The sequence below is a fragment of the Bradyrhizobium frederickii genome (genome assembly GCF_004570865.1).
Classification (GTDB): Bacteria; Pseudomonadota; Alphaproteobacteria; order Rhizobiales; family Xanthobacteraceae; genus Bradyrhizobium; species Bradyrhizobium frederickii.
The window spans coordinates 19,469-28,719 of the sequence record NZ_SPQS01000041.1 but is presented as its reverse complement, the minus strand read 5'-3'; the positions used below and the strand labels follow the sequence as shown (position 1 = coordinate 28,719).

Genomic DNA, 9,251 nt, shown 5'->3' with positions numbered 1-9,251 from the left:
CATCAGTATGGACGGCCGGGGCGCCTGGCGGGACAACGTGTTCGTTGAGCGGCTGTGGCGCAGCGTCAAATACGAGGAGGTGTATCTGCGGGCCTACGACAGCGTCAGCGACGCTCGCGCCTCGATTGGCCGCTATCTGGACTTCTACAATTGCCGCCGTCCACATTCGAGCCTTGACGGCAGCACACCGGATCAAGCCTACTTCACCCCGCTGCCGCTCCGCACGGCAGCCTAACCCCGGCAGAGGCTCCACTTATCGACGCGGATATTCTGTTCAGACAACCGGGGCCAGCTCACATTGCCCATGATGTCTGAGCCCGAACCAATTGGGAGTCGGCGCGCGGTTGAGGCTAGCTGACAGGTTTCGGCTTGGGCGTTGTCCGGACCATTCGAACGCCGCGGGCCGGCATATCCCACAAGGTCACTCAGCTGAGAGACTTCGATTTGCCGAGCGGTGCCAAGAGCGACGAGGGTGTCAGGAAAGAGTTGTTGCAGAGAGAGCAGCGCAGATGCGACTGGCGCCATAAAAAATCCGATGCTAGCTCTTGATAGCCGGCATGCTAGCGAGAACTAGCCGGTGGCTCGGCCATCGGGTAGTGAAACGGTGAAAGCGCTGTGCCTGACAGATGCCGCAAGCCTCGGTGGTCAGCCAAAGCTGGCCACCTTTGCTCCCGTGAGGGGCAGGCCCCTTACGGCGCTACCAAGTGGTATTTTTGAGAAGTACCGCAGGGCGCCTAGCTGGACTAGTGGGCAACCCTGCGAAGACGACGCTGTCCCTAGGGTGCCAGGGACGAAAAAGGTTAACGGCGACGTGACTCGGCGCTCAATCCCTGCAAAGCGCTGTCCCTGCCACGCGCCGCTAACTTTAGTGCCGGCCCTGCCCGTTTCGGTATCCAGCCTGACACTTTGCCGCCCTGTAGGGTGCTGCCAAGTTGTAGACTGAGAACGACTGCCAATCACCTACCTGAATTGGTTGGATCGTCCGCTATTTTCTACGCTGATCCGCCACCTCACGGAGAGATTGGAGATGCCCAGCATACTAAAGCGCTCCGCTGCGTGAAAAAGGCTTACACGCTGCCGCTCATGTCAGAGCCCGGGAAATGTTGGCGGGATAAGACGGGAGGTGTGGAAGCGATCGCTTGAAAGTCCACGCGCGCCGCTAAATTTAACGTCGTCGATCTTCCTCGGCACAAGCGACGGGTGTCCGCGCCTGAAAAAGCACGACAGTGCGGCTCGTTTCTCCGACACCGGAAGCAGCGCGGGCGCGACTCGGCGCCGGTCCGTTGGGACGGGATCGGGGGCTGTCCCTGCCGCGCCTGCGCTGCAGATTGAGGTTAGCAGGAACGTGACTCGGCGCTGTCCCATTCTGGTAATAGCGCTGTCTCTACCACGCCTCGCTAACCCTAGCGGCTCTGTACTCACGCTAGCTTTCCAAAAGCTGACGAAACCTGTGCGGCAATTCACAAAAGAACAGCAGCTGTCGTTGCCGATTGCGGACCATGCTCACTGGCGGCCGCTGACCGCCCGAACAGCGCGCGCACCCAAAATGAAACCGATCACTCCCAAGGCTGGCACAAAGGATCTTCTCTGCGGTATAGGCGTGGCAAGTACAGACTTCCTCGAACCCGGTCATCGCGACCAGGAAATTGGGCTTAGAGCATGCGTGCGTGCACAGCATGATAATGCATTGTCTGCTCAGTTGAAGGATGCTCCCCAGAGAGTGGGCGGTGCGCGCCAAATTCGTATTCGCTTGGTCTCAATATTCGTGAAGGCCGCAACAGGCTGCGCAACGCGCTGTCGACCGTCCCGGGCCCGTGTTGTGGGCGGGCCGCTTTGCTGCCCTGGCTATATCGCGTGTCCAATCGGCTAGGTGGTCGGCCGGCGAGTCGTTCAATCGACGAATACACATTCGTTGACCGCATCCCCACAGCGGCAGGAAGTCGCAGTGGAGCACCGTCTCCAATTAACGGCCAGTCGCGAGGAGCGGGTTCATCAGGCGCAAATAAAGCTCAGGATGGGCCACCGGCCATCGACAAGTCGAGGCGATATCACATGGCTCCGGACCCGCGCTGCCCCGTTTCCCGAGGTGCAGCCAACGCCATCGACTCCGATCGGTTCGAGGCACAAGCATCGGGTCTGCGAACTAACGCGCGCCACCGCGTAACTATCGCATAAGAGTGCTGTCAATTGGCACTACCAAATCTGGGTGTTTGGGGAAGCAGTACTTGCATCGTAAGGTTACGGACAGGTCGGACACATATGTGTTTTCATCAAGAGTCGAGTCCATGGCAAACATGAACCTCAGCTCCCAATCCTTTGCCGACGCAGGCGCGCGACAGCGGACCGTCACCGACAAGAACTCACAAAATTTAGAGCACTGGTCCCGAGACGGACGGGTTTCCAGATGAGACGTGTCATGAACCCAATAGCGCGCGTCGCAGCCGCAATAAAGCGCGTTCGGGCACTCTCCGATTTTGACCGCTGCTGCGCAATCTGGTGGCTCTATCGCCTCCATTTCGGTATCAATCGCGACGTGATGTTGGGCCTTGACCCGGTCACGATCGCCCAGGAGAGATCCCGCTGCGGCATTTAGGCCTCGTGACATCGGCCACCTTTCATGCGAGCGCTGGCACTGCCCCACTAAACCTGCCACCAGCTTGCGCGTTGGCTGGCGCACAAAAAATCTCAGCCTAAGCCCAAACGTCTCAAGTCTCCCCCAGCCCACTAAGGTCGCAATCACACCTAGTACCGGCGGACTGCCTGAGGGCACCTCAATGGCGCCTGGAAATACGTGAGCAGACCGCACAAGCCGAACTAGGGCGCGCGTTCATAACGCGCGGCGGATAGATGCGAGTTGGACGAAGGCAAGGTAGCTTCCTGCAAGCTGTCGTAGCGCGTCGCCACCAGACGGCATTGCTTGATCCCGTTGAAGAACCGTTCGACGTGGTTGCGAGCGCGGTAGAGGTGCGGGCTAAAGCAGATCGGATCGCTGCGCTTGCCTTTCTGCGGGTTGGCTCACGCTCCCTTCCTCATGGCAAGCTCCTTGATCCTGTCGGCGTCATAGCCCCGGTCGGCAAGCAGCATTGACCCCGGGCTTCAAGCGAGAGAGCAGTCGTCCGGCAAGTCGTACGTCGTGCGCCTCGCCGGGACTCAACGCCAGTCGCACGACCTTCCCGGCAGGGACCTCAGACTCTCGTCTTATCAACGGGGTGCGGACAAGTGGGTAACTTGCTCGCTTCAAGGATTTCAGCGGATTTCGCGGCGCTGTTGCCTTGAGCCGCAATTCCGGATTAGCCGTACCAAAAGGAAAGGCCGCTTTGCCGCTCGTCGTGTAGACCCAGTTGTCCTGCGTACAATATTTCCCGGCGCCGCCGTCAATCTCGTACCACCAGCCGTCGCTCAAAAAATACTTGGCTTTTCCGGTCATCGAATAGATGTAGTCACGCTCCCGATAGATCGCGATCTTGCCTTTGGGAGCGTAGATCCAGCTGGTACCTGACATCACGGCCTCTCGAGGAAACGGCGAACATTGGCTAACTGGCGAGGGCAACTAGCAATAACAGTGACGATAAGCAGCGTTGATGGCTCCTCGCGCGCCGTCTTTCTGCTCGATGAAGAAAAATACGACGACGCGTTCGGGCAGTTGCGCGATAAAGTGCGCGAAACCGATTTGCGGTCTGATGACCTTCGAGGAAATCGCTACTATGGCGAAAGAAATCAAACACTTACCATCAAAAACTGGTCCAAAGAAAATCAACCCGGCGCAGGGTACTTTGGATGTTTACGTCGATAAGCAGACGGAGATTCAAGGTATCGAAATGGGAGTTTTGAGCGACGGAACTCCCTTTCTCACTCAGCGGGGACTCGCCCGTCTATGCGGCGTGCAGAACGCTCACATCGGCACAATCGGCGCTGAATGGGACGAGGAAATTCAAAAACCTCGGATCACGACGATCAAGAATCTCTTGTCCGCACGAGGACAAACGCCGACGGCTCCCTACTTCGACGTGTCTGATGAAAAGCGGCAGGTGTACGCTTATCCGGACTATGTTTGCCTCGCCATCCTTGAATACTACGCTTTCGAAGCTGGCGCGAACGTCAAGCCAGAAGCAGTGCAGAATTTCCGTCAGTTGGCCGGCATGGCGCTTCGGGAGTTCATATACACGCAACTAGGCTACAGCCCCGCAGCGCGGGTACCAGATAGCTGGAGCCTGTTTCACGACCGAGTGTCGCTAGTTTTCCACACCGTGCCCCATGGCTACTTTAGCGTGTTCAAGGAAATGTCGGACATCATTGTCACGTTGATCCGACAAGGAGCGCAGGTAGACGATAAATTCATCCCGGATATCAGTGTCGGTCAACATTGGGCAAATCACTGGCGCGATACCGGGCTAGAGGCGGCTCACGGTGAACGTATTCAATACGAGCATAACTACCCGAGCTATTTCCCGCAGGCCGCTTCAAACCCCCAGCCGGCGTACTGCTACCCGGACAGCTGCTTGGGAGAGTTTCGGCGTTGGATGCGTGACGTTTACTTGAAGGACAAAATGCCGACCTATCTTAGCACTAAGGCAAAGCAAGGAGCTCTTCCGCCTTCATTTGTGAAACTGGCCCTTGAAGCGCTGGCTCCAGCGACCAGGCCAAAGGCACTCTCGTAAAAAACTTGCCGCGAGTGTCGCCAGCGATAGTCAAACTCCCCTTGGAGCGCACAAGAGCCTCTGCGCACATCAGGACGCGACGGCTGACGTCGTCTATTTCAGCATAGGTTGATCTGCATTTTCGGCGCGGCAGTTCCGCAGCTTGTGGATTCACACTATCGGCTTCAGCTCCGGTTCTGACCAGCGGGAACGAACGCGATGAGGTTCATCGCGCCACCTGCCAGTACTTGCTGTCGGACTTTCTCGGTGTAGAGCTCCGCCTGAGAGAGGGTACGTCAACCGAATATCGCCTTGAGCTGGTGAGGCGTCGCGAGGTTCTCCGCGGCCATCGTCGCGCCAGCCTTACGGAGGCCGTGTGCGCGTCCGGGAACGCCGGCCTTAGTTTTTGATGCATTTCGGGAGGCGGTGCAGCATTTTGCCCCTGTGGATGCCACCCAACGGCAGGTTGCTCTGCCGACCGACTTCTCGCACTATATAGTCCGTTTCAAAACCTGAGCATTTTCGATGGTCGACTTCTCAGTTCACGCGGTTCTTGAAACGAATATTCGACAGGCTTATCGCCGTCCCGTGTCGTGCTAATTCCTGCGTCATTCCTGCTCCGTTGTACTCCACCCCAAGGTCGCTTCGATAGCAGCGCGATATGGCGTTCGAATTTGAGTTGGGGCCAGGCGGCAATAGGCTTCCGCCCGTGTGCGAACCTCTCCTTTAAGTCCGGCAAGATAATCAACAACCTCGCGTTCAGTCGGTGTTCGGTACGCGGTTCCGAATTTCGGGCGCAAAGCGGTCCATACGACGCCGTCGAGGTTGTATTTCTTTGCCCAAACGCCGATTTCGTGAGCTTCTCGATGAGGCGACGTTCTTCCCCGTGTCCAAAATCCGATATTGGAATCGGTATGGCGTGGCTTGACCTCTTCCCTGAGCGCAAGCTCTCGTATTGCGGCGTCGATGTTCGCAGCTTCTAGGCACGCCCAAAGGACGGTCACGTCAGGGGAATCTGGCGTCACTACAAGTGTAATCCGCCCGTTGTTGGATTGCCGTGCGCATTCCACCGGAATAGCGGGGCCGTCAGTCTTGCAGCGGCAAATCTCCTGGATTCCATATAAGAGAACCCCACCCAAGCAGGCAATCGTTATTGGGGTGATCCACAGCGCCGAGCTAATCCGAGCAGGGCCGTGTAGTTTCTTTTACGCACCGCCGCCTCCTTCGCCGAAGGATTCGGCATAGAGCGCCTCGATTTGCTGAACTTCGTCTCGAGTCAGTTGGGTAAATTCGTTTTCCTGTGCACGCTTCGATAGCTTCCCATCGTTCTGCCGAAGGAAACCAAAGAGATTGTTGAGGGTACGCTCGGGCATATCGATCATGTTCTCGATGCCTGCCCGGAAGGCGTCGAAGCTTCGGAGGAAGTTAGTTTCGTTGGGAAGGTCCTGCTCAATCGTCTGTCGCACGCATTCGTACAAAAATTCCGCGTGCGGCGTCGCGTCGAAGAACCGGTAGAAATCGGCGGTATCGTTCAGGACCTTCACGTTGCCCTTCTGAGTCGCTTCCCACTGAACGCATGGAAGCAATCTGCTGGAATAGCTTTCGAGCACACTCTTGTATTCTGTGATCCTGTCGAGGATGGCCGAAGAGACTGGGAAATGCAGTCCCGGTGGATTGAAGCCACGGCGGGCAAGGACATGGTGCATCAGGTAACGATGGATGCGCCCGTTACCGTCCTCGAATGGATGAATATAGACAAAGCCGAACGCCAGCACCGCTGCGGCGACAACGGGATCGAGATCGTTCTCCGCGCTATGATCGAACGCGATCAGGCCCGCCATAAGCGAGGCGATATCTTCGTGCCGCGCACTGATATGATCGGGAATGGCCCGTTGCGTATCGCGGTCATGCTCGCCGACAAAGCCGCCTTCCTGGCGGAAGCCCATCTTCACGAAGCGTTCGTCGCCAATGACGATGCCCTGGAGCCGCAGGAATTCCTGCGCGTCGAGCGGCGCGCGGCCTGCCTCGCCGATGGCGCGACCCCACCGCTGAATGCGGTCCTGCGGCGGCCTCTCTCCCTCGATCACGTAACTGGACTTCGAATCCTTCAGCAGAAGAAATGCCGCCGTCCGCGCGAGCAAATCCTTCGGGACTTCGCTGACGACGGCGCGCGCGCGCTCCTTCCAGTCCTGCGCAATGAATTCGTTCAACGCGGAGGTCCTGAACACGAGCGGACAGAATTCCGGCGTACCCGGCAGATTGTTGCGAACGCGGTGCCGGGTCGAGTTCTGTCCCGTCCCGCCGAATTGAAGATCGGTATCGACAGCATCCACATACGATACCTTATCCGCGGACGGCAGCTGCAACTCCCGGCCAAGCAGCCACTCGTACAAGAACCAGATACGGCGCGTGTAAAGGCCGGTCGGCTTTTGGCGCACGAGTTCGGCGATATCCCCTTCCTTCACGGCGAGGAAGATCCGCTTCAGAACGGCAAGGTCCAGCCCCTCATACTTGAGGGCGAAAGTCAGATGCCCCTCAAGAGAAGCTTCGGGCGCGTGGCGTGGCGTGTAGACGCGCCAGCCATCCTGCTCGATGATGCGGTGCCTGGACCCGATGGCTGACAAGAGTCGGGGGACCGGAACGGACAGCTCGCAGGCGTGGATCAGGGCGGCATAGCCAGCCGGGGCGGCTGTCTCTGGAAGCCGCCGATCATGAAAAACACTCACTGGTCCTGAAAATTGCACGCTATATCCCGATGTCCCTGAAAAACAATCTCAAGTCCTGAATTTCCTTCACCCCGCTGCGAAATGTCGAAAATCAATCGTACTCCATGAAAAATAATCTCTCAACATAATTTCCATGAAAAACGCTCACGTCATGAAACTGCGCGGTCAGCTTGAGTCGCAGGATTTCGGCTCGCGAAGCAAACTAACCGCGTTCGAGAGGAGAAGCAGGCATCCACGTTTGAGCGCGTCACCAGCCTTGGCCGCACAACTGCCGGCGACTTGAATCGCATGTTCGGCGAAGCGGACGGCGTAACCGCTCCTACGGTCTGGAATAACCGCCTTGCATCGCTGGCGGCAGCGGGCCTGATCCTTGAATTTACCCAAGGCCGCGCGAAGTTTTATCAACCTTTGTTCACGGAGGCCAATTGATGGGGGCCGAAGAACTCAAAAAGCGCCGCCGTTCGCACGACAAGTACATTGATCGCCAGCGCGTTGCGCTCGCCACGCTCGATCTCTTTACCCGCTCCCCCGAAGACCATCCCCGCTCGTTCATCGCTGTGATGGAAAAGGGCGTTGCCCCATCTGTCGGCAGCGACCACATCCTACAGGCGGACAAGGGCAAGCTTCTGGGCTGTGTGGGAAACTCGGTGCAGTTCTCTGCACCGTCTGACATCCTGAAGGCCCTCTCTGTGGGCGCTGGCATTGCGGTTGGCGAGATCATCCGCGTCAACCCGCTTTCGAACACGGTTGAGGTGGAAATTAAATGATTTCGGCTCATTTCGACACACGCAGCGATGAGACCATCATCAATGCTTGACCCACGACCCGACGGCATATTCGCTTTCGCTTGGCTGTCACGACTGCCATCACTTCGCAGCCTGCGGCGGGTTGTGCGTGAAGGACTCCCTTTTCGATTGCCTTGGCCTTTGCTGCAACAATCCTGACAAATTCACCCGGGTTTGCAGAAACGCGCCCAGCGTTCGCTTTGCCGAGCAGTTGCGCGAGATCGGCGGCTTCGACTTCGACAACGTACCGCGCGCCGCTCGTGAGGCACCAGATCAGCGACGATATTGTGCCGCTCGTGTACCATGGAAGCGGCCGCGTCGGGCAGCTGGCAGGCTCGACGTTCGCCCTGCGCCTGCCGGACATTGTCAGCTTCCGCGGAAGGGCGCTCAAATTCAAAGACCGCGCTTCGCTCTGCGCTGCATACCACATCCCGGAAAATGCCCGGATTATCCTCAGCGGCGTGCATCAGGATCACCGCATCGAGCCGTGGTGGACTCTGGGCGAAGACCGTGCTCGTATAATCGAGCAGATGCGCGGCATCGGCATCGACATGGTCACGACGCCGAACTTCAGCGTGGTGCTGGACCAGCCCCGCACCGATGATATGCATGCGCTGAAACGCATTCTCATCGTCTTCGAAGAGTTCGCCCGGGGCGGCATTCCCTGCGCCCTTCATGCCCATGGCAGGACCGAGCGAGACTTCGAACGCTGGGCCGCCGAGATCGCGGCTCGCACTGAAGTCGAGACATTATCATATGAATTTACGACCGGCCCGGGACGCCGTGCGCGCCGCAGCTGGCACCTTGAACAGCTTGCCGGTCTTGCGGCTGCGGCAGGCCGGGAACTCGATATCGTTGTGCGGGGCGATCCCGAAGTGATCGCTTTTCTGCGCAGACATTTCCGCAAGGTGATTTATCTCGAAACCAGCGCCTTCATGAAGACGCTGAAACGCCAGCGCGCCGAGCGCGACGGCAACGACGCGCTGCGCTGGCTGCCAAGCCCGACCAGGCCGGGCGATCCGCTCGACGGTCTTTTCCTTCATAACCTGCGGGAACGGGTAACGCTCCTGCGCGCGCTTCACTATGCCAGCGAGGCGGGATGA

Annotated in this window: 6 protein-coding genes and 1 pseudogene; 5 read left to right on the top strand and 2 right to left on the bottom strand. The window is 58.2% G+C overall.

Annotated elements, in window-relative coordinates; genetic code table 11:
* The coding region (locus E4K64_RS36720; protein WP_135161597.1) for an integrase core domain-containing protein at positions 1-235 on the top strand (235 nt) is incomplete at its 5' end.
* Positions 236-2,827: 2,592 nt separating this feature from the next.
* Here the strand turns inward: E4K64_RS36720 and E4K64_RS36710 are convergent.
* Positions 2,828-3,175 (bottom strand): annotated as a pseudogene (locus E4K64_RS36710) (transposase); the annotation flags it as partial.
* A gap of 505 nt (positions 3,176-3,680) precedes the next feature.
* Between E4K64_RS36710 and E4K64_RS36705 the strand changes: the two are divergent.
* The gene (locus tag E4K64_RS36705; protein WP_235884915.1) at positions 3,681-4,658 is read left to right on the top strand and encodes a BstA C-terminal domain-containing protein; all 978 of its coding nucleotides are present in this window, start codon (positions 3,681-3,683) and stop codon (positions 4,656-4,658) included.
* A gap of 1,184 nt (positions 4,659-5,842) precedes the next feature.
* Here the strand turns inward: E4K64_RS36705 and E4K64_RS36700 are convergent.
* Positions 5,843-7,381, bottom strand: coding sequence for a Fic family protein (locus tag E4K64_RS36700; protein WP_126261855.1), 1,539 nt, complete (start codon positions 7,379-7,381; stop codon positions 5,843-5,845).
* Between the two features lie 270 nt (positions 7,382-7,651).
* On the opposite strand from E4K64_RS36700, the gene E4K64_RS40770 reads away from it, so the two are divergent.
* The 3 genes from E4K64_RS40770 to E4K64_RS36690 all read left to right on the top strand — a co-directional run bounded on the left by E4K64_RS40770 (position 7,652) and on the right by E4K64_RS36690 (position 9,251).
* Positions 7,652-7,792 (top strand): helix-turn-helix domain-containing protein, encoded by a 141-nt coding sequence (locus E4K64_RS40770; protein WP_164719107.1) that lies wholly within the window; start codon positions 7,652-7,654, stop codon positions 7,790-7,792.
* On the top strand, positions 7,792-8,130 hold the full coding sequence (locus E4K64_RS36695) for a hypothetical protein (protein ID WP_126261856.1): 339 nt from the start codon (positions 7,792-7,794) through the stop codon (positions 8,128-8,130). The genes E4K64_RS40770 and E4K64_RS36695 overlap by 1 nt, the downstream gene beginning before the upstream one ends.
* Before the next feature lie 278 nt (positions 8,131-8,408).
* On the top strand, positions 8,409-9,251 hold the full coding sequence (locus E4K64_RS36690; protein ID WP_164719108.1) for a DUF4417 domain-containing protein: 843 nt from the start codon (positions 8,409-8,411) through the stop codon (positions 9,249-9,251).

Excerpts from the sequence above, each read along its gene's own strand:
- E4K64_RS36705 (WP_235884915.1), top strand. The coding sequence starts at position 3,681 with ATGACCTTCGAGGAAATCGCTACTATGGCGAAAGAAATCAAACACTTA.
- E4K64_RS40770 (WP_164719107.1), top strand. The coding sequence starts at position 7,652 with ATGTTCGGCGAAGCGGACGGCGTAACCGCTCCTACGGTCTGGAATAAC.
- E4K64_RS36695 (WP_126261856.1), top strand. The coding sequence starts at position 7,792 with ATGGGGGCCGAAGAACTCAAAAAGCGCCGCCGTTCGCACGACAAGTAC.